This window comes from Leucobacter chromiisoli (assembly GCF_016522505.1).
Classification (GTDB): Bacteria; Actinomycetota; Actinomycetes; order Actinomycetales; family Microbacteriaceae; genus Leucobacter; species Leucobacter chromiisoli.
Genome location: NZ_JAEHOH010000001.1, coordinates 166494 through 187030 on the forward strand (window position 1 = coordinate 166494; position 20537 = coordinate 187030).

The following is a 20537-nucleotide window of genomic DNA, read 5'->3' on the forward strand; positions in this document are numbered from 1 at the left end:
ACTGAACGGAGTCCGTGCCTCGCGAACGACGCCCGACCGTAAGGATGAACGCCGCCAGTGACCTCCACAGACCCCCGACCCATGCGAATCCTGATCGGCTGCGACACCTTCTCCCCGGATGTCAACGGCGCTGCGCGCTTCGCCGAGCGCCTCGCCGCCGGCCTCGTGCAGCGGGGGCACGACGTGCACGTCGCGGCCCCTTCCACGCGGCACAGCCGGGTCGGCGCGTTCCGCGAGACCATCGAGGGCGAGCGGATGACGGTGCACCGCATCGCCAGCTGGCGCTGGTACCCCCACGACTGGCTGCGATTCGTGCTGCCGTGGCGGGCGAGGTGCTACGCGCGGCAGATCCTGGATCAGGTGAAGCCCGATGTGATCCACATCCAGTCCCACATCGTGATCGGCCGGGCGCTCGCCATCGAGGGGGCGAAGCGCGGCATCAGGATCGTCGCGACGAACCACGTGATGCCCGAGAACGTGCTGGACTTCACGCTGCTCCCGCCGTGGGCGGAGCGCATCTTCGTGCGCTGGGGATGGCGCGCGGCCGACCGGGTGTTGCAGCACGCGAGCGCCGTCACGACGCCCACGCGCCGCGCGGCCGACTTCCTCGAGCGCAACACGCACCGACGCGACGTCCGCCCGGTGAGCTGCGGACTGCGCGCGTCCGACTACACCGCCGATCTCGCACCGCGCGGCGAGAACCGGCTCGTCTTCGTGGGCCGCATCACCCTGGAGAAGGAGATCGACGTGATCCTGCGGGCGCTCACGCGCCTCGATCCCTCGCTGAACGCGAGCCTCACGCTCGTCGGCGACGGCGATCAGCGCCGCGCGCTGGAGAAGCTGGCCGCCGAGCTGGGCGTGGCGGCCCGGGTGCGCTTCACCGGCCGCGTCAGCGACGAGCAGCTGCGGGCCCACCTCACGGAGGCGAGCGTCTTCGTGATCGCCTCGATCGCCGAGCTGCAGTCCATCGCCACGATGGAGGCCATGGCCTCGGGCCTTCCCGTCATCGCCGCCGACGCCATGGCGCTGCCGCACCTCGTGCACGACGGCGAGAACGGCCACCTCTTCCAGCCCGGCAACGATCGCGAGCTCGCAGAGCGGATCGAGCGCGTCCTCCGCCTCTCGGACGAGGAGTACGGGCGCATGCAGCGCGCGTCGCTCGAGGCCGTCAAGGCCCACGACATCGACCGCACGATCGCGACCTTCGAGGCGCTCTACCGCGGCGAGACCCCGGAGGCCTGAGGCGAGATGCACGTCCTCGTCGTCACCGATCAGCACCCCGAGTCGCTGGGCGGGGTGCAGGTGTCGATCCGGCTGCAACGCCGCTTCCTCGAGCGCCTCGGGCACCGCGTCACCATCGCGGCCCCCGCCCTGCATCGGCCCGGCTATGCGCCCGCGCGCGAGGAGCGCGAGGCCTGCATCGACCTGCCCTCACGCCCGATCACACGGGATCGCGAGTACGGGATCAGCTGGCCGGGAGCGCGCACCGATCGTGCGCTCGCGACGGCGCTGCGCGAGCGGCCGCCCGTCGACCTGGTGCACGTGCAGGGCGATTTCTGGGGTGCGATGATCGGGATCCGGGCCGCCCGCGGCCTCGGCGTGCCGATCGTGCACACCATGCACAACCACGTCGACGAGGGCACGCGCGCCGTCACCCCGCTCGCACCGCTCGCCTTCCAGGGGCTGCGGGGCTGGCGCGCCCTCGCGCTCGGCCGGCCCGCGGGCGTCGTCGCCGGCGCCTCCCGCGGTGCGTGGCGCTACCTCGCCGAACTCGCTGCGGAGGCCGCCGTCGTGACGGCGCCGTCGCAGCACTTCGCCGACGAGCTCATGGCGCACGGAGTGGCCGACGAGGTGCTGGTCACCCCGAACGGCGTCGACGACGAGGCGGTCGCGAGCGTGCGGTCTCGGGTGCGCCGAGAGCGGGACCGGCCGAAGCTGGTCTGGCTCGGCCGCATGAGCCAGGAGAAGCGCGTGCTCGAGTTCATCGAGGCCGTCGCGCGATCCGGGATCGACGCCGACGTCGCGCTGCACGGCGCCGGGCTGCTGCTGCACCGGGTGGAGGCCAGGATCGCGGAGCTCGGGCTCGGCGACCGCGTCACGATCCCGGGGCCCGTGCCCTACGGGGACGCGCTGGCGGCCATGCGGGAGGCCGATGCGCTGGTGCAGACGTCCATCGGCTTCGAGACCCAGGGGCTCACGCCGTTCGAGGCCGCCGCGCTCGGAACCCCGACGGTGTTCTGCGATACCGAGATCGCCGACGACGTGGGCGTGGAGCCCGCCTGGCGGGTGGGAGGCACGAGCGTCGACGCGCTGGCCGCGACGCTGCGGCGCGCGGTGGAGCGGATCGCAGCGGAGCCGGGAGGCCTCCGCGTGCCGGAGGCCGAGGGGCGCCGATTCCTGCAGTCGACGCAGAGCGAGAACATGGTGCGGCTGTACGAGCGGGTGCTCGCGCGAGCCTAGCGGCTCAGAAGCGCCAGACGACGGCCTGGAAGCCGGCCGGGGGCTTCGGGGTCCAGGCTTCGTCCTTGCTGACGAGGCCCGAGCCGCCCGGGTTGTTCGACTCGATGATGGTGAAGGTGCCGTCGTCGTTGACGCCGGTGATGAGCAGCGTGTGGACGCCGGTCACCCAGGAGGTGGGGGAGGCGAGGTGCTCGTACTGCACGATGTCGCCGGGCTGCGCGTCGGCGATCGTCAGGCGGGTGGCCCCGTCGTAGTTGCTGACGGGGTTGCCGCCGCCGGCCCAGGCGCCGCCGCCCGCGCGGATCCAGCGCTGCGCCGACATGATGCACTCGCCAGGCTGGCTCCAGCCGGTCGGACGGCTAGTGCCGATCTCGCTCTCGGCCAGCGCGATCGCCGCCTCGACGTCGAAGTTGTGGGGGGTGCTCGCCCGCTCGCTGCTCGGCGTCATCATCGAGTCGAGAGCCTGCGTGCTCAGCGTGTCCTCGGTGGTGTTGAGCGTCTGCGAGATGCCGGGTGCGGGGAGCACCGAGGCGGAGCCGGGGGAGAAGTCTTCGGTCGGAGCTGCGGCCGTGGCCGGTGCGGCGCCGAAGGCGAACGTCACCGCGGAGACGAGGGTCACGATGAACGTCTTGGCAGGAAACTGCACTCGCGATTCTCCAGAACGATAGATGAACAGAAAGCGGCGCCCGAAAGAACGCACGCGTTCCAGTATGCGTTATCGTTCCGTTACAAAGCAAGTTGTACTTGAAGATTTGAGATTTCATGGAGCGTCCGCCCAGGCGGGGATGGGTGCCGGTGCGGAGTCGCGCTGAAACGAGTCGTAATGTGAAGCATAAGCCGAGGTGAATTGTTTGCTATGCTTCCACGGTCACCCGCGCGGCCGGATCCGCGCGCTCCCGCTCTGAAAGGACGACATCCTCCATGTCGACAACGACAGCTGCGCCCGCGCGGCGCCGCCTCCCCCAGTGGACCACCTCCTTCGGCTGGCAGATCCTCGCGGGCCTCGTCCTCGGCCTCGTGCTCGGCGCCGTCGCGCTGAGCATCGGGTCCGACGCCGAGGATCAGCCGAACGGCCTCCACGCCACGCTCGACGTGATCGGCTCGAGCTACGTCTCGCTGCTGCGCGCCGCGGTGGTGCCCCTCATCTTCACCGCGATCGTGTCGAGCATCGTGGGGCTCCGGAAGGTGACGAACGCCGCGCGCCTCGCCTGGCAGACGCTGCTCTGGTTCGCCATCACCGCCCTCATCGCCGTGATCATCGGCATCGTCCTCGGCGTCGCGCTGCGCCCGGGCGCTGCCGCGTCGCAGACCGAGCTCGCACCCGGCGACCCCTCCACGGTGGGGACCTGGTGGAACTTCCTGACGGGGCTCGTGCCGGGCAACTTCCTCGGCCTCACCGTCAGCGCCTCGGTCGACGATGCGGGGGCCGTCTCGGCGTCGCCCGGCTTCAACGTGCTGCAGGTCATCGTGATCTCGGCGGTCATCGGCATCGCCGCGCTCAAGGTCGGGGAGAAGGCCGAGCCCTTCATCCGGCTCACCGACTCGGCGCTCTCCGTGATCCAGAAGGTGCTGTGGTGGATCATCCGCCTCGCCCCGCTCGGCACGCTCGGGCTGATCGGCAACGCCGTCGTCGAGTACGGCTGGGAGAAGATGGGATCGCTGACCTGGTTCGTCGGGGTGCTCTACATCGGCCTCGCGCTCGTGCTCTTCGTCGTCTACCCCGTGCTCGTGAAGGTGCACGGCCTGTCGGTGCGCCAGTACTTCTCCGGCGTGTGGCCCGCGGTGCAGCTCGGCTTCGTCAGCCGCTCCTCGATCGGCACGCTGCCGCTCACCGAGCGGGTCACGGAGCGCAACCTCGGTGTTCCCCGCGGCTACGCCTCCTTCGCGGTGCCGCTCGGCGCGACGACGAAGATGGACGGCTGCGCGGCCATCTACCCGGCGGTCGCGGCGATCTTCATCGCGCAGTTCTTCGGGCTCGAGCTGTCCGTCGTGCAGTACCTCCTCATCGTGCTGGTGTCGGTGGTCGGCTCGGCCGCGACCGCCGGCACGACGGGGGCGACCGTGATGCTCACGCTCACGCTGTCGACCGTCGGACTGCCCCTCGAGGGCGTGGGCCTGCTGCTCGCCGTCGACCCCATCATCGACATGGGCCGCACCGCGGTGAACGTGGCCGGGCAGGCGCTGGTGCCGACCATCGTCGCCAAGCGCGAGGGGATCCTCGACCTCGGCCTCTACAACGCGCCGCGTCAGGGCGTCGCCTTCGACAACGACGACGTCGAGACCGAGACGGCGGGCAACCGAGCGGCGGTCGCGGTGGACGGTCGGGCGGAGACTCCGTCGGAGGGCCGAGTGGCGGCCGCCGCGGCGGATGGCCGCGCGGCCGGGGACGAGGAGCTGGCCGGAGTCCAGCGGTAACGCGGGTCTCCAGACCACCCGCTCCTGCGATCCGAGAGCGCCCGGCCGATGGCCGCGGCGCTCTCGGCGTCTCGGTCTCGGCGTCTCGGTCTCTGTCTCCGCCTCCGCGTCTCGACGTCTCCGCGTGGCCGGGTAGCGCGCGGCAGCATACGAGCTCGCGGCGGCGCGGGCCACCCCCTGTTCCCGGTGGCGGGCCGTCGCGCATGCTGGCGGTGTCCGCGAACGTCGCGGCACGTAGCGGAGGGAGAGAGCGATGAGTCTTCTGGGTGACGCTTCCGACGGGAGCGAGGATACGGTCAATCGGCCCGCTGAGCGTCGGGCCGAGGAGCGCCGGACTGAGGCGGATCAGGCCGAGAACCGTGCGGATCAGACCGAGAATGGTGCGGGCTCCGAGGGCGAGCGGCAGAGCGACGCCCACGAGGGCGCCGGCGGGGAGCCCGTCGACAATCTCGAGTAGGCGCTCGCGAATCCTGATGGGCGGTCGCGCGCCCCGGCGCTCAGATGGCCGGGCGCGAGCGCGAGGACCGTCGGGTGAGGGTGCGGGCGGCCGGGCTCTCCCCCGCGCACGCGGCAAGCGCCCCTCCCGGGCCGGAGCCGGGGAGGGGCGCACAGCTTGACGCGGTAGCTGCTTGGCGCCCCGCGCCGGAGACGTCCGTTTCCGGGTGAGTCCCCGTGCGGGACGTGACTCACGCTACCCGGCGGCCGCGCCCGCCGTCTCCCCCTTGACGTCGAAGGCGGCGGAGGGGTATGCGGGTCGGATCTCAGGAGGGTTGATCGTCCCGGATGACGTCGCTGATCCGCAGCGCCCGCGTCTCGGCCTCCTCGAGCTCGAGGGTCGAGCCGTCCTCTCCGAGCCAGTACCAGTTCGCGAGGTCGTTCTCGGGGGCGTCCCGACGGGTGAGGGTGTATTCGACGCCGTCCACGTTCTTGGTGTGCATGCACCGACTGTAACCCCGCGAGCGCCGCGGGTCACGTGCCCATCGGAGAGCGTGGGGCGCTCGAGCCGCCGCGCCTTCGGGCGCGAGCGTGCGCCCCATCCGCTGGCGAGCGGACGGGTTCTTCGCGAGAGGACGCCCGTCTCCCCGCGAATCAGCCATCCGCTCGCGAAACAGACATCCACTGGCGACTGCGCCCAGCGCCCAGCGCCCAGCGCCGGAAGACGATCGATCCGCGCCTGCTGGAGAAACCAGCAGCGGGAGCCCGGCCGATGGCCTGACTCCCGCTCACTGTGTCGCATGTCGTGACTCATCCGAGACATATGCCCCGACTCATCACATGGCGCGCCCCGAGGGATTCGAACCCCCGACCTTCTGATCCGTAGTCAGATGCTCTATCCAGCTGAGCTAGGGGCGCCCGTTGGTTTCCCAACCAGGAAGACATTACCGCAACTCCGGGGAAAACAAAAATCAGTACGGGGAGCCGGAGCGGCCGGGCGTTTCGCGTGCGTGCGAGGGGGAGCCCCCGGCGGGCGCGGCCCCGTCGACCCGGCCGCGCGGTATCCTGTGCGGGTGCCCGAGATCCCGGACGGATATGGAGTCAGTGTGTCGCGCATCCCGGAGGCTTCGGCGGAACTGCGCCGCGCCGAGTCGCTCATCCGCTCGATCCCGGATCACCCCAAGCCGGGTGTGCTCTTCCGCGACATCACCCCGCTGCTGGCCGACGCCGCGGCGTTGCGGGCGACCGCGGAGGCGCTCGTCGCCCCGTTCGCGGGCCGCTTCGACGCCGTCGCGGGGGTGGAGGCCCGCGGGTTCCTGCTCGCGGGCGCGGCGGCGATCGCGTCGGGCGCCGGCCTGATCCCGGTGCGCAAGGCCGGCAAGCTGCCGCGCCCGGCCGCCGCCGAGGACTACGCCCTGGAGTACGGCACCGCCACGGTCGAGGCGCACGACGACCTGCCGGGCGGCACGCGGGTGCTGCTGCTCGACGACGTGCTCGCGACGGGCGGCACGCTGGTGGCGTCGCGCCGACTGCTCGAGCGGCTCGGCTACGAGGTCGCCGGCGTCTCGGTGCTCTTCGAGATCGACGGGCTCGGCGGTCGCGAGACGATCGGCGACCCGGCCCTGCACACCGTGTTCCGCAGCTGATGCGTTCCGAGCCGCCGCTGCCGTCGCCCGACTTCTTCGACCTGGCGGGCTCGGATCCGGAGCTGCTGAACTCGGGGCGGATCCCCGACCCGCAGCCCGAGCACACGCCGCTGTTCCGGTGGCTCGCGCGGGTGCTCACCGCCGTCGAGGCGCGACTGCGCGCCCGCGGCGACAGCTCGATCCGGTTCGGAACCGGCTTCGGCTGGGCGCTCGTGGCGCTCGTCGGCCTCTTCCTGCTCTTCGGGCCCGTCATCAACAAGCCCCTCGACTTCGACGAGGTCATCGACGCCGCGGAGGTCAGCGAGGTCGACTGGATCGCTCGAGACGCGACGATCGACTACGCCGTCACCCGCGACGGCGACGGCGGCTTCGCCGCGCAGGTCTCGGAGCGGTACACGGCCCACTTCGTGAACGGGTCCGAGCCGGGGATCGAGCGGGCCTTCGTGACGGAGTTCCAGGGGCACGACTCCCGCTTCGAGCTGCACGAGGCCACGATCGACGGGACCCCGGCCGAGGTCGACGTGGATCGGGGCGCGACGGTCACCCGGGTCGCGATCTCCCGCGCCGACGGGGCGGACCTCGAGGGGGAGCGGGAGATCGAGATCTCCTACGAGATGCACGACCTGGTCGCCACCGAGGCCGACACCGCGACGGGTGCGGAGGTCGATCGCTGGTCGTGGCCGATCCTCGGACCATCCTGGCCCCAGGCCACCCAGGGGGTCGAGGTGTCGCTCACGCTGGCGCCCGAGCTCGACGAGGCGCTCGTGCGTCCGCCGCACGCCTACGTCGGCTGGCTGCTCCTGAGCGGCAACGAGTGGCTCGAACCCGAGGAGGAGACCGCCGCGGGCGTGCGGTACTCCTTCAGCAACGACGACACCCTGCCCCCGCACGCCGAGCTCAACGTCAGCGCGAGCTTCGCGGCGGGCACGTTCGCGCAGCCGCCCACCACGCCGCTGTTCTGGCTCCAGACCTGGGGGCCGCTGATCCCGCTGGCCCTGCTCGCGGTGCTCCTGCTCTTCGCGCTCGCGGCCCGGCGCGTGGTCTGGGCGGACAGCGCGGGCGAGGACTGGTACCTCCCCCGGTCCGAGGCGCCCGACGGGCTCTCGCCCGTGCAGGCGGCCCAGCTGCTGGGCAAGCCGCGGCACGCGGAGCTGGTCGACGAGCTGTCGAGGCGGCCCGGGACGCCGGCGAGCTTCGGCGCGCGGCGGAAGCCCGGGAGGAGGTTCGGGAGGAAGCGTCGGAGCGCGCCGGGGAACCGCGCGTCGACCGGGCCGGCGCGGTCGGCGTGGCTCGCCGCCGTCGCGCGCGCCGGCATGCGCGCCGGGCGGATCGGCACCTTCGCGAGCGTCGCCCGGCGGCGGAGCGCGTGGTCGCGGCGCGACGCCCCGGTCGAGCAGAAGCTCCGCTGGGTGCCCGACAGCTACGTCCGCGACACCTTCCTCTTCGGATCGCTCGCGATCATGCTCCTGCAGTGGGGGCTGCTGCGACAGCTCTCGCACCAGGTGATCCTCACGATCGTGTGGTGGCCGGCGCTCTTCGTGCTCGCCTCGACCGTCCTGGCGCTCGCCGCCGTCTGGGCGGTGCTGCGACCGAGGCCCCTCACGAGGGCGGGCGCGCTCGCGGTGCAGCAGCTCAAGGGCATCGACGTCTGGGCGAGGGCGACCAGGCTGCTCGATCGCGGGCCGGTCGACGACCCGCTGCTGCCCTACGCGGTGCTCTTCGAGCGGCCCGGGCGGGCGGGGCGCCGCATCGCCGAGCACGCGGGGCGCGAGGCGGGGGACCGCCGGCTCGGACGCGCGTGGCGCACCGAGCACTTCGTCTCCCTGCCCGCGGTGCTCGCCCTGCTCGCCGCGGTGGCGGTGCTCGCGGGATCGATCGTCACCGTGTCGACACGGCCGGCGCCCTACGGCGAGACGCGGTTCCTCACCTGGCCCTCGACCCACGAGATGCCGGGCGCGATCTGGTCGCAGATCGAGGGATTCGAGATCGAGGCCGAGCTCACGCGGGACGAGAGCGGCGACGCCCGGCTCGAGGTCCTCGAGCGCGACGCGGTGCGCTTCACCCCCGGCGGCGGATCGGTGCCGCAGCTCGTCAGGGAGTGGCCGAGCGAGCGGCTGGGGCAGGATCTCGGCCTCGAGATCGAGTCGGTGCGGATCGACGGCGCGGAGGTGCCGTTCCGGGAGATCCGGGGCGAGCAGACCCGCGCGATGACCACGCAGCTGTCGACGGTGCTCGACGGCCTCTCCGAGGTCGAGATCGCCTACTCGCTGCGGAGCCCGGTCGTGGAGGCGCCGAGCGGACGCGACGGCGTGCAGCAGATGCGCTGGGCGGGCGTGCTCGGTTTCTGGGACGACACCTACTACGCCGACGCGGCCGATCCCTTCGGCGACACGGCCTCGGTGCGCCCCCTCCGGGTGCAGCTGACCGTCGCTCCCGACGTCGCGGCCGAGATCCGCTCGGGCGGCTGGATCGACTACGACGGCGACCTCGAGCGGGTGCGCTACGAGGACGGCAACTCCTTCGGTCCGTGGACGTACGAGGAACGGGTGTACGACCACCGCGTCGAGGGCCTCGGGAGCCCGGCCTACGATCTGAGGATCGGTTCCGAGACGGTGGGCGACGACGGCTCGCTGACGGTAACGATCGACGCCGATGCCGTCGAGTCGCGCGAGGCGCCGGAGGCGGGAACCGGGGACGAGACGGGCGAGGAGGAGGCGTTCGCGGTGGATCCCGAGACCAACGACTGGCTGGGCAAGCACGAGCTCTCCCTGAGCGGCGATCTCGGCGCGGTGCTGAACTTCGACCCGGGCGCCTTCGCGAACGTCGAGGAGGGCGCCTACGAGCGGTACCGCGTCGAGCACCGAGCGCCCTACGCGGCGGTCATGGGGCTCACCGCGCTGCTCGCGGCCGCGTCGATCGCCGTGACCGTCTTCGCGCTCCGCTTGCGCCGCCGAGCCGGTGCATCGCTCGCGACGGTCTCGTTCGCCGCGATCCCGATCGCCGGGGCGGCGCAGGTGGTGCTCGGCTCCTGGGCGATCATGTCGATGCCGGGAAGCAATGCGGAGGGCGGGATCGCGCTGGCCTTCGGCACGCTCATGTGGGCCGCGGTCGTCGTGCAGGCGACCGTCGTTGTGCGCCGCAGAGCCGGCGCCGCGGGCGGCGCGGCCGTCCGCGACTGACCCGTCCCAGCGTTCATCGACCTTCCTCCCGGCTCGCGCCCGTAGTGTGAGCGCATGTCCCTCGGCCTGGTCCTCGACGTCACCGTCGTTCTCGTGGCGCTCGCCGCCGTGCTCGCCGGGCTCTCGAGAGGCTTCCTCCGCACGCTCGGCGCCGTCGCGGGGCTCATCGCGGGCGGCGCCGCGGCCCTGATCTGCATGCCCCTCGTCTCGGCGTGGGAGCCCGTTGCGAGCTGGAACGTGGCGGCCGCGCTGCTCGCCGGACTGCTCCTCGTCGCCGTCGGCGTCTCGATCGGGGAGAGCGTCGCCCGCGCGATCCGCAGGCCGGTGCACCGGCTCAAGCTCGGACCGCTGGACCGGCTGCTCGGCGGGGCTGCGAGCCTCACCGTCACCGTCGCCACCGTGCTGATCCTGGCGATGAGCGCGGGATCGCTCGGGATCCCTGGAGCGAGTCAGGCGGTCGCGTCGTCCTCGATCCTGCGACTGCTGCAGACCCACACCCCCGAGCCGGTGCTGGGGGCGCTCTCGCGGATCCGCTCCATCGTGATCGAGGACGGGATCCCCACGGTGCTCGAGGCCGCCGGAGCGGGCGTCGAAGCCGAGATCCCGGACGCGGACGCGGAGACGGCGGCCCTGCGAGCCGCCTCCGCCTCGGTGCCGCGGATCACGGCGAACTCGCCGGGGTGCAGCGCGCTCAGCTCGGGCAGCGGATTCGTGATCGGCGACGGCCTCGTCATGACCAACGCGCACGTCGTCGCGGGGGCCCGGGAGGTCGTCGTGGAGGCGCCCGGCGAGTTCCCGCTCTCCGCCGCCGTCGTCTACTTCGACCCGGACGACGACATCGCCGTCCTCTCCGCCGAGGGGCTGGGGGCGGCGGCCCTGCCGTTCAGCGCGAACCAGGCGGCGGGCACGACGGCCTTCTTCCAGGGCTACCCCTACGGCGGCCCCTTCGTGTCGCGCAGCGCCGCCGTGGTCTCCACGGGCAGCATGGCCGTCCCCGACATCTACGGCGGCTCCTCGGTGACCCGCTCCGTGACGACGATCGCGGGCCACGTCGAGCCCGGCAACTCGGGCGGCCCGCTGCTCACCGCCGACGGAGCGGTCGCCGGCATGATCTTCGCCCGGTCGGACACCCGCGCCGACGTCGGCTTCGCCCTGTCGATGGAGGAGCTCGCGCCCGTGCTCGCCGCGGCCCCCGAGATGCGCGCACCGGTCTCCACGGGCCCCTGCGCGTAGCCGGAGGCCCGGCCCCGGGCTCTCCCGCAGTGCAGGCCTGGCCCCGCCCGCGGCGGCGGTCGGGGCTCGCCCGCGGCGCCGCCCGGCGATCCGGCAGAATGGGACGATGAGCCACTCAGACGCAACGCAGGCGTTCCTCGCCGCACGTGATCAGCTGCTCGAGCTCGCGGGGGATCCCGCCCGCGCCCGGGCCGAGTTCCGCTGGCCCGACGTGGGGGCCGAGTTCAACTGGGCGCACGACGTCTTCGACGCGCTCGCCGAGGGCAACGACACCACGGCGCTGCACATCGCCGAGGAGGACGGCCGGGAGCTCACGCGCAGCTTCGCCGAGCTGAAGCGCCGCTCCGACCAGGTCGCGAACTGGCTCCTCGCGAACGGCGCGAAGCGCGGCGACGTCGCGATGCTGATGCTCGGCAACCGGGTCGAGCTCTGGGAGATCATGCTCGCCGCCATGAAGATCGGCGTCGTGATCCTGCCGACCTCGGTCGTGCTCGGGGCGCAGGAGCTCAGCGACCGGGTGGCGCGCGGCAGCGTCGACCTCGTCTTCGCCGCGCCCGAGGACGCGGCCAAGTTCGCCGAGGTGCCGGGCGACTACCGCGGCATCGGCGTCGGCCTCGACGCCGGGACCCGGGATCAGCGCGCGCTGCTCTACGACTGGCTGCGGTACGAGGAGTCGAGCGCGGCCTCCGTCGCGCCCGTGGCGAAGCGCACGTCGAGCGACGACCCGGCGCTGCTCTACTTCACCTCTGGGACGACGAGCCTGCCGAAGATCGTCGTGCACTCGCACACCAGCTACCCGCTCGGCCACCTCACCACGATGTCGTGGATCGGCGTGCGCCCCGGCGACGTCCACTCGGTGATCAGCGCGCCCGGCTGGGCGAAGCACGCCTGGTCGAGCTTCTTCGGGCCGTGGCACGTCGGCGCGACCGTCTTCGTCGCCAACTCCGCCAGGTTCGACGCCGAGCGCCTCGTCTCCGAGCTCGACCGCGTCGGCGTCACGACCTTCTGCGCCCCGCCCACGGTGTGGCGCATGCTGATCCAGAGCCGGCTCGAGCGCAAGCCGCGGGCGCTGCGCGAGGTGATCTCGGCCGGGGAGCCGCTCAACCCCGAGGTCATCGCCCGCATCGAGGAGTGGTGGGGCCTGCAGATCCGCGACGGCTACGGCCAGACCGAGACCACGGCGCTCATCGCGACCATGCCCGGCGACCCCCTCGTCGCGGGCGCGATGGGCCGGCCGCTGCCCGGCGTGGACGCGGTGCTCGTCGACCCGATCACGGGGGAGGAGCGCGACGAGGGCGAGATCTGCCTGCGCCTCGGCGCCGCGGAGGGCGGCGCGGCAGCGGCGCGGCCCGTGAATCTCATGCCGGGCTACTTCGGCGACCCGGAGGCGACGGCGAAGGCCATGGCCGGCGGCCGCTTCCACACCGGGGACGTGGCGCAGCGCGGCGAGGACGGGGTGCTCGCCTTCATCGGCCGCACCGACGACATCTTCAAGTCGAGCGACTTCAAGGTCTCGCCGTTCGAGGTGGAGAGCGCCCTGATCGAGCACGCCTTCGTGGCCGAGGCCGCGGTCGTCGGCGCCCCGGACGAGACCAAGCTGAACATCACCAAGGCCTATGTCGCGCTCGCCGCCGGCGTCGCGCAGAACGCGGAGACCGCCCGGGAGATCCTCGCCCACGCCCGCGTCGCCCTGCCCCCGTACATGCGCGTGCGCCGCGTCGAGTTCTTCGAGCTGCCGAAGACGATCTCGGGCAAGATCCGCCGCGTCGAGCTGCGCCGCCGAGAGGAGGAGGCGCACGCCGCGGGCGAGCGGATCGCGAGCGAGTGGCGCGAGGAGGACTTCCCCGGTCTGAAGGGCTGAAGGCTAGGGCCCCGATCGGCGGGCGAGCAGCGCCACCGCGAGCGTGGCGATCGTGGCCCCGTCGGCGAGGTCGACGCCGAGCAGATCCTCGATGAGGGCGAGGCGCTGGTAGAACACCGAGCGCGAGAGCCGCGCGCGCTGCGCAGCCAGCGAGCGGTTCGTCGGGTGCGCGGTGTACGCCTCCAGCACCCGCAGCAGGTCGCCCTGGTGCTCCCGGTCGTGGGCGATCAGCGGACCGAGGGCGTCGGAGGCGAACTCCTGCACTTCGGGGGACGAGGAGAGCCCCCGCACCAGATAGGCGAGCGGCTGGCGCGCCGCCTGCTGCACGGTGACCCGCCCGGTCTCGGCCGCGGCGGGGAGCCGGCCCGCGGAGCGCACCAGCTCGAGCGACGTCACGAGCGCGCGCATGCGGCGGCCGGGAACGCCGAGGCTGAGATGCGCCCGCCAGGCGGCGGGTGTGGTCGAGGGCACCAGCATCTCCAGCTCCTTCGCGAGCCGGGTCGCCAGCGGCGGCGCCACCGCGTCGTCGGCGGCGGGATCGATGCGCGGGTCGCCCTCCGGGAACGACAGCAGGGCGAGCAGGATCGGCCGCCCCGGCTCGGCGCGCTCCGGATCTCCCCCGGCCTCGTCGACCGCGAGGAGCACGCGGCCCTCGGGCGCCACCGCACGGCGGAGCGCGGTCTCCAGGATCGCCCGCTCGAGCGTGCCGTGAGCGCCGAAGTCACCGGTGCCGCGCAGCGTCGCCCCCACCAGGATCCGGTCCTCGACCGGCAGGCCGCTCGCGGCGAGCTGCGTGGCGAGCTCGGTGTCGCCGCGGTAGCGGCCGCTGAGCAGCACGTCGAACAGCCGCTTCGAGGTGAGGCGCAGCCACTGCTCGCCGCCCGCGTCGGCGAGCCGGCCGAGCGCCAGGGCGAACGCCCCCAGCTCGAGCACGGTGCGGCGGCCCGCGGCGTGGGGGGCGCCGGGCAGGGCGGTCAGCTGGCCCCAGCGGCTGCCCTGCGCCTCGACGGGCACGCGCACCCACCCCTCGGGCAGGGTGAGCTCGCGCCCGTCGGCGCGCGCCCACGGCGCGAGCACCTCGGCGGGATCGGCTCCGGATCCCGCCCCCGACCATGCGACGACCTGGTGCGCCGGATCCTCGAGCACGACGGGGGCGCCGAGGGTCTGGGCGAGGCGCTCGACGACGTAGTCGACGGGGCTGCGGTTGAGGCCGAGCTCGGTGAGCATCGCGTGGACCTCGGCTCGCGCCGCGAGGGTCTCGTTCTGGGCCGCGAGGATGCGCTGGTGCACCCGCTGCGTGATCTGCACGAAGCGCACCGCGCGGTGCAGCACGACGAGCGGCACCCCGGCGCGCTCGCAGCTGCGCAGGAGCGCCTCCGGCGCACGGGTGAAGCCGGCGCCGAGCTCGAGCACCACCGCGGCGATGCCCGCTGCGACGAGGGCCTCCGAGACGGCCTCCACCTCCTCGGGATCGCGTCGCCAGCCGGTGCCCGTCATGAGGATGAGCTCGCCCCCGTCGAGCAGGGCGGCCGCCGCGCTGTCGGCGAGCACGTGGGCCCAGCGCACCGACCGGTCGAGCCCCCGCTCCCCGGCCACGAGCTCGGGTCGGCCGGCGGCGAGCTCGGGGAGCTCGAGCACCTCGCCCACCGACGGCAGCGGGTCGTGCTCCTCCTGCTCGGTCACGGTGTCCTCCGATCCTCTCGAGCGCCGTCGGCCGATGCTGCCGCGGACATCCTCAGCAAGGCGCCGCGGGCGTTTCCCCTCGATCATACAGTCTGTCCGGCGACACGCGGAAGTAGGGATGCATTGACTGGTGCGAGGCGCCTGCTTCCCTGAAATACTTGCTGCGGAACGGGATCTTTCGGTCCCGAACACTTTGCCCGATGGCTCGCTCCTCGCTCGAGGGGCAGTCCGAGGGCGACGAGAACCGACACCCAGTGGGAGAGGACTGATACGGATGGCACGCATCCCGCACATCATCAACGGCGAGAAGGTCGACGCCGCAGAGCGCACCCAGCCCGTCTACAACCCGGCCACCGGCGAGGAGCAGCACGAGCTGTCCATCGCCTCGGTCGAGACCGTCGAGCAGGCGATCGCCGCGGCCAAGGCCGCGCTGCCGAAGTGGCGCCGCACCAGCCTGACCAAGCGCGCCGACGTGTTCTTCAACGTGCGCCAGCTCATCAAGCAGCGCACGCCCGAGCTCGCCGCCATCATCACCAGCGAGCACGGCAAGGTCCTCTCCGATGCCGCCGGCGAGATCGCCCGCGGCCTCGAGAACGTCGAGTTCGCCGCAGGCCTCCTGCACCTCCTCAAGGGCGAGCGCGACGAGCAGGTCTCGACCGGCATCGACGTGCACTCGGTCAAGCAGCCCGTCGGCGTCGTCGCGGCGATCACCCCCTTCAACTTCCCGGCCATGGTGCCGCTGTGGATGATCGCCTCGGCGATCGCCTGCGGCAACACCGTCGTCCTGAAGCCCTCCGAGCGGGATCCCTCGGCGTCGATCTTCATCGCCGACCTCTTCCGCGAGGCCGGTCTGCCCGACGGCGTGCTCAACGTCGTCAACGGCGACAAGACCGCGGTCGACACCCTGCTCGACGCCCCCGACGTGAAGGCCGTCTCCTTCGTGGGCTCGACCCCGATCGCCCGTTACATCTACGAGCGCGCCTCGGCCAACGGCAAGCGCGTCCAGGCGCTCGGCGGCGCGAAGAACCACATGCTGGTGCTGCCCGACGCCGACATCGAGATGGCCGCCGACGCCGCCGTCTCGGCCGCCTACGGCTCGGCCGGCGAGCGCTGCATGGCCGTGTCCGTGCTCGTCGCGGTCGGCGAGGTCGGCGACAAGATCGTCCCCGCCATCAAGGAGCGCATGGAGAAGCTCGTGATCGGCGACGGCACCGACCCCGCCTCGGAGATGGGCCCGCTCATCACCCGCGAGGCCAAGGAGCGCGTCGAGTCCTACGTGGCCGGCGCCGAGGCCGAGGGTGCGACCGTGGTCGTCGACGGCCGCGAGGCGAAGTTCGAGGGCAACGGCTTCTTCACCGGTATGACGCTGCTCGACAACGTGAAGACCGACAGCAAGGTCTACCTCGAGGAGATCTTCGGGCCGGTTCTCGCCGTCGTGCGCGTCGACACCTACGAGGAGGGCCTCGAGCTCATCAACGAGCACCAGTTCGGCAACGGCACCGCGATCTACACCCGCGACGGCGGCGTGGCCCGCGAGTTCGAGTTCGACGTGCAGGCCGGCATGGTCGGCATCAACGTGCCCGTGCCCGTGCCCGTCGGCTCCTTCTCCTTCGGCGGCTGGAAGGACTCGCTGTTCGGCGACTCCCACATCTACGGCCCCGAGTCGATCCACTTCTACACCCGCAGCAAGGTCGTGACCACCCGCTGGCCCGACCCCGCGACCTCGAAGGTCGATCTCGGCTTCCCGAGCAACAGCTAGGACCCCGGTCCGACCTGCGCGGCCTCCGCTCCCCGAGATGCATCGACGGGGGCGGGGGTCGCGCCCTTGGATACAGCTCAGGGAGCCCCGCCTCCCGTGTACAGAAAGAAACGAACGATGGCTGACTACATCGATCTCAACGGCGAGGGCCGCAGCTTCGGCGACGCCGAGGCGCAGGCCGAGGTCCGCGACAACGACCGCCAGTACGTCTTCCACTCCTGGTCGGCGCAGGGCAAGATCAACCCGCTCCCCGTCGCCAAGGGAGAGGGCGTGCGCTTCTGGGATTACGACGGCAACGAGTACCTCGACTTCTCCTCGCAGCTCGTCAACCTCAACCTCGGTCACCAGCACCCCGGTCTCGTGAAGGCGATCCAGGATCAGGCGGGGCGTCTCGCCACGATCCAACCCTCCATGGCGAACGACGCGCGCGGCGAGCTCGCCAAGCGCATCGTCGAGCACTCCTTCGAGGGTGCCCGCTCGGTGTTCTTCACCAACGGCGGCGCCGACGCGAACGAGTACGCGATCCGCATGGCGCGTCACCACACCGGACGTCAGAAGGTGCTCGCGCGCTACCGCTCGTACCACGGCTCGACCGCGACCGCGATCACCATGACCGGTGACCCCCGCCGCTGGACGAACGGCGTGATCGACGCGAACATCGTGCACTTCTTCGGCCCCTACCAGTACCGCTCCGAGTTCTACTCGGAGACGCCGGAGCAGGAGACCGAGCGCGCGCTCGAGCACCTGGAGCACACGATCCAGCTCGAGGGCCCGAACACGATCGCGGCGATCATCCTCGAGACGATCACCGGCACGAACGGCGTGCTCGTCCCGACCCCGGGCTACCTGGCCGGTGTCCGCGAGCTGTGCGACAAGTACGGCATCATGATGATCTGCGACGAGGTCATGGTCGGCTTCGGCCGCGTCGGCGAGTGGTTCGCCTACCAGGCGTTCGACATCACCCCCGACCTCGTCACCTTCGCGAAGGGTGTCAACTCGGGCTACGTGCCGCTGGGCGGCGTCGTGATCTCGGAGGCGATCCACGACACCTTCGTCGAGCGCCCCTTCCCCGGCGGCCTCACCTACTCGGGTCACCCCCTCGCCTGCGCCGCGGGCATCGCGACCTTCGACATCTTCGAGGAGGAGGGCATCCTCGAGCGCGTGCGCGACCTGGGCGAGCGCGTCATCGCCCCCCGCCTCGCGGAGTTCGCCGAGAAGCACCCGTCGGTCGGCGAGTTCCGCGGCAGGGGCCTCTTCTGGGCGCTCGAGCTCGTGCTCGACCGCGAGACTCGCGAGCCGCTGGTGCCGTTCAACGCCGCGGGCGACGCCGCCGCCCCGATGAACGCCGTGGTCGCGGCGTGCAAGGACGCCGGCCTGTCGCCGTTCGTGCACTTCAACCGCCTGCAGATCGCGCCGCCGCTCATCGTGTCCGAGGAGGATCTGGTGAAGGCCCTCGACATCATGGACGAGGCGCTCACCGTCGCCGACGGCTACTACACCGGCGAGTAGCTCCGGCGCCGCCTCGGCGCGGCCGCATACGGCCCCGTCCCGCTCGACCTCTCGAGCGGGGCGGGGCCGTTCGCATGCCCGGGGGATGCGAGCGCGACGAGAGCGGCGAGCGCGACGAGAGCGACGAGCGCGACGAGAGCGGCGAGCGCGGGAGGCGCCCGCACCGGGAGCGCGAGGCGATGTACATAGCATAACGATGTAAATTGTGATAGGATCGACCATTATGGAAGAGCAGAAGCCGGAGCGCGCGCGCGAGGTGGATCGCCTCGCTCTGGATCTCACCCGCACCGCCGGGAGGTTCGCGCAGGTCTTCGGGCGGGTGCCCGGCATCGCCTACTCGGCCATCGCCTGGCGAGTGCTCTCCGAACTCGAGCAGGGCGGCTCCGCGCGCGTGAGCGAGCTCGCCCAGCAGCAGCGCGTCGCCCAGCCCTCGATGACGGGGCTCGTGCAGCGACTCGAGGGCGAGGGCTGGGTGCGGCGGCGCCCCGATCCGGAGGACGGCCGCGCATCGCTGGTCGGCATCACCGAGGAGGGGCGCTCGGCGCTCGACGAGTACCGCCGCGCGGCGGCGGGGCTCGTGAGCCCGCTGCTCGCGGAGCTCACCGAGTTCGACCGTGCGACGCTGGCGCGCGCGGCCGAGCTGATGGGCCGGCTCGTCGGCGACGCCGTCGAGCGATGAACCACGACCAGAAGGAGCAGACGACGTCTACGACAGCCGAACCCCAGCCCGACACCGCATCGAGCCCCGCGATCCCCGCGGCCGACGCAGCGCGCGCCGCTGAGCGCGCCGCCGAGCGCGCCGCCGATCGGCCACCCTCGATCCTGCGCCAGCCCACGTCGGTGTGGGCCATCGCCTTCGCCTGCGCCGTCTCGTTCATGGGCATCGGTCTCGTCGATCCGATCCTGCCGGCGATCAGCCACGAGCTGGGGGCGAGCGCGAGCCAGACGATGCTGCTCTTCACCAGCTACCTCTTCATCACGGGCATCGCCATGTTCTTCACGAGCTGGGTGTCGAGCATGATCGGGGTGCGCTGGACGCTGGTGGCGGGCCTCGTGCTCGTCGTGGTCTTCGCGGCGCTCGCGGGCGCCTCGGGAACGGTGGGCGAGATCATCGGATTCCGCGCGGGATGGGGCCTCGGCAACGCACTGTTCATCTCGACGGCCCTCGCGGCGATCGTGGGGGCGGCCTCCGGCGGTTCCCGGCAGGCGATCGTCCTCTACGAGGCGGCGCTGGGGGCGGGCATGGCCGTCGGGCCGCTCGTGGGCGGCGCCCTCGGCTCGATCTCGTGGCGCGGTCCGTTCTTCGGCACCGCGGCGTTGATGGCCGTCGCGCTCATCGCGATCCTGGTGATGCTCCGCGCGCCGAAGGGCGAGCCCCGGGCGCCCCGCGAGCGCATGCCCCTCTTCGCCGCCTTCCGGGCGCTGCGCCACCCGGCGCTGCTCGCCCTCGGCGCCGTCGCCTTCTTCTACAACTTCGGGTTCTTCGTGCTGCTCGCCTACAGCCCGTACCCCATGGAGGCGGCGGCGAAGGCGGCGGGCGCCGAGTCGTTCGGCGCCCATGAGCTCGGCCTGGTGTTCTTCGGATGGGGCGTCGCGCTCGCCATCACCTCCGTGCTCGTCGCGCCCGTGCTCACGCGGCGCTTCGGGCTGCGGCCCGTGCTCTTCACGATGCTCACGGGGCTCGGGATCTGCCTGGTGCTGCTCGGTGCGTTCGTGCACTCGCTTCCCGGTCTGATCGTCGTGGTGGTGGTGAGCGGCCTGCTGCTCGGCGTGATGAACACGGCGCTCACGGAGGCGGTCATGGAGGCCACCGATCTGCCGCGCAACGTCGCATCCTCGGCGTACTCGGGCCTGCGCTTCATCGGGGGCGCCATCGCCCCGGCTGTCGCCGGCCCCATCGCCGGGGCGTTCGGCGTCGCCATGCCCTACTGGGCGGGCGCCGGGGCGCTGGTCGTCTCGATCGTGCTGCTCGCGCTCGCGGGCGGCGCCCTCCGCCGGATCGGCACCCCGCACGAGACCGCGGTGGAAGAGGCGGAGGCGATCGGCCGCGGCGACGCCGCGTAGAGGGGGCTCCGGCGCAGCGGTGCCGGAATGCGGCGGGGGTTCGTGCGGAGACGCGCGGGCCCCCGCTTTCCGTTTCTCCGAGGCCGCTTCTGTCGGGCCGCCGCGGCCCCGGTCCCCCGCCGGCCCCTCGCCCACCCGCTCGTCCTCGCCCGCCCACCCGCCCGGGGGACCGAAGCCGGGTGAACCGCGCGACCCGACCGCGCTGACCGCGACTGCGTGACCTCAGCCGCGCGAGGCGAACCATGCGACCCGAACCTCCCGCCCCGAACCGTGCGACCCGACCGCGCCACCCG

General features: G+C 72.3%; 15 protein-coding genes and 1 tRNA gene. 12 read left to right on the forward strand and 4 right to left on the reverse strand.

Going from position 1 to position 20537, the window contains the following annotated elements:
• Positions 1 to 81 precede the first annotated feature (81 nt).
• Positions 82 to 1242: a glycosyltransferase gene (locus JD276_RS00760; RefSeq protein ID WP_200112774.1), complete on the forward strand. Its 1161-nt coding sequence runs from the start codon at positions 82 to 84 to the stop codon at positions 1240 to 1242.
• Positions 1243 to 1248: 6 nt separating this feature from the next.
• Complete coding sequence (locus JD276_RS00765) at positions 1249 to 2460, forward strand: glycosyltransferase (protein ID WP_200112776.1); 1212 nt, start codon at positions 1249 to 1251, stop codon at positions 2458 to 2460.
• A 4-nt stretch (positions 2461 to 2464) separates the two neighbouring features.
• Here JD276_RS00765 and JD276_RS00770 read toward each other — a convergent pair whose 3' ends face one another.
• Positions 2465 to 3106 (reverse strand): CHAP domain-containing protein, encoded by a 642-nt coding sequence (locus JD276_RS00770; RefSeq protein ID WP_200112778.1) that lies wholly within the window; start codon positions 3104 to 3106, stop codon positions 2465 to 2467.
• A gap of 275 nt (positions 3107 to 3381) precedes the next feature.
• On the opposite strand from JD276_RS00770, the gene JD276_RS00775 reads away from it, so the two are divergent.
• Together JD276_RS00775 and JD276_RS00780 are read left to right on the forward strand one after the other, a co-directional pair.
• Positions 3382 to 4875 (forward strand): dicarboxylate/amino acid:cation symporter, encoded by a 1494-nt coding sequence (locus JD276_RS00775; RefSeq protein WP_200112781.1) that lies wholly within the window; start codon positions 3382 to 3384, stop codon positions 4873 to 4875.
• A gap of 253 nt (positions 4876 to 5128) precedes the next feature.
• Positions 5129 to 5332, forward strand: a complete 204-nt coding sequence (locus JD276_RS00780) for a hypothetical protein (RefSeq protein ID WP_200112783.1) — start codon at positions 5129 to 5131, stop codon at positions 5330 to 5332.
• Positions 5333 to 5636: 304 nt separating this feature from the next.
• Here JD276_RS00780 and JD276_RS00785 read toward each other — a convergent pair whose 3' ends face one another.
• Entirely contained in the window at positions 5637 to 5813 is a 177-nt protein-coding gene (locus JD276_RS00785) for a hypothetical protein (protein WP_200112785.1), read from the reverse strand.
• 338 nt (positions 5814 to 6151) lie between these two features.
• Positions 6152 to 6228, reverse strand: a tRNA-Arg gene (locus JD276_RS00790).
• Positions 6229 to 6416: 188 nt separating this feature from the next.
• On the opposite strand from JD276_RS00790, the gene JD276_RS00795 reads away from it, so the two are divergent.
• From JD276_RS00795 to JD276_RS00810, 4 genes are all read left to right on the forward strand, one after another.
• Positions 6417 to 6956, forward strand: coding sequence for an adenine phosphoribosyltransferase (locus tag JD276_RS00795; RefSeq protein WP_200112787.1), 540 nt, complete (start codon positions 6417 to 6419; stop codon positions 6954 to 6956).
• Positions 6956 to 10135: a DUF2207 domain-containing protein gene (locus JD276_RS00800; RefSeq protein ID WP_200112789.1), complete on the forward strand. Its 3180-nt coding sequence runs from the start codon at positions 6956 to 6958 to the stop codon at positions 10133 to 10135. Before JD276_RS00795 ends, JD276_RS00800 begins: the two co-directional genes overlap by 1 nt.
• A 54-nt stretch (positions 10136 to 10189) precedes the next feature.
• Positions 10190 to 11368, forward strand: a complete 1179-nt coding sequence (locus tag JD276_RS00805; RefSeq protein WP_200112791.1) for a MarP family serine protease — start codon at positions 10190 to 10192, stop codon at positions 11366 to 11368.
• A gap of 106 nt (positions 11369 to 11474) precedes the next feature.
• The gene (locus JD276_RS00810; protein WP_200112793.1) at positions 11475 to 13229 is read left to right on the forward strand and encodes an AMP-binding protein; all 1755 of its coding nucleotides are present in this window, start codon (positions 11475 to 11477) and stop codon (positions 13227 to 13229) included.
• 3 nt (positions 13230 to 13232) lie between these two features.
• Here JD276_RS00810 and JD276_RS00815 read toward each other — a convergent pair whose 3' ends face one another.
• Positions 13233 to 14912: a PucR family transcriptional regulator gene (locus JD276_RS00815; protein ID WP_307866374.1), complete on the reverse strand. Its 1680-nt coding sequence runs from the start codon at positions 14910 to 14912 to the stop codon at positions 13233 to 13235.
• 274 nt (positions 14913 to 15186) lie between these two features.
• Between JD276_RS00815 and JD276_RS00820 the strand changes: the two genes are divergently transcribed.
• From JD276_RS00820 to JD276_RS00835, 4 genes are all read left to right on the forward strand, one after another.
• The gene (locus tag JD276_RS00820) at positions 15187 to 16671 is read left to right on the forward strand and encodes a CoA-acylating methylmalonate-semialdehyde dehydrogenase (RefSeq protein ID WP_200112797.1); all 1485 of its coding nucleotides are present in this window, start codon (positions 15187 to 15189) and stop codon (positions 16669 to 16671) included.
• Between the two features lie 117 nt (positions 16672 to 16788).
• A complete protein-coding gene (locus tag JD276_RS00825; RefSeq protein ID WP_200112799.1) occupies positions 16789 to 18180 on the forward strand; it encodes an aspartate aminotransferase family protein in 1392 nt (463 codons plus the stop codon).
• A 223-nt stretch (positions 18181 to 18403) separates the two neighbouring features.
• Positions 18404 to 18859: a MarR family winged helix-turn-helix transcriptional regulator gene (locus JD276_RS00830; RefSeq protein WP_200112801.1), complete on the forward strand. Its 456-nt coding sequence runs from the start codon at positions 18404 to 18406 to the stop codon at positions 18857 to 18859.
• On the forward strand, positions 18856 to 20244 hold the full coding sequence (locus JD276_RS00835; RefSeq protein WP_200112803.1) for an MFS transporter: 1389 nt from the start codon (positions 18856 to 18858) through the stop codon (positions 20242 to 20244). The genes JD276_RS00830 and JD276_RS00835 overlap by 4 nt, the downstream gene beginning before the upstream one ends.
• The last annotated feature ends 293 nt before the right edge of the window (positions 20245 to 20537 follow it).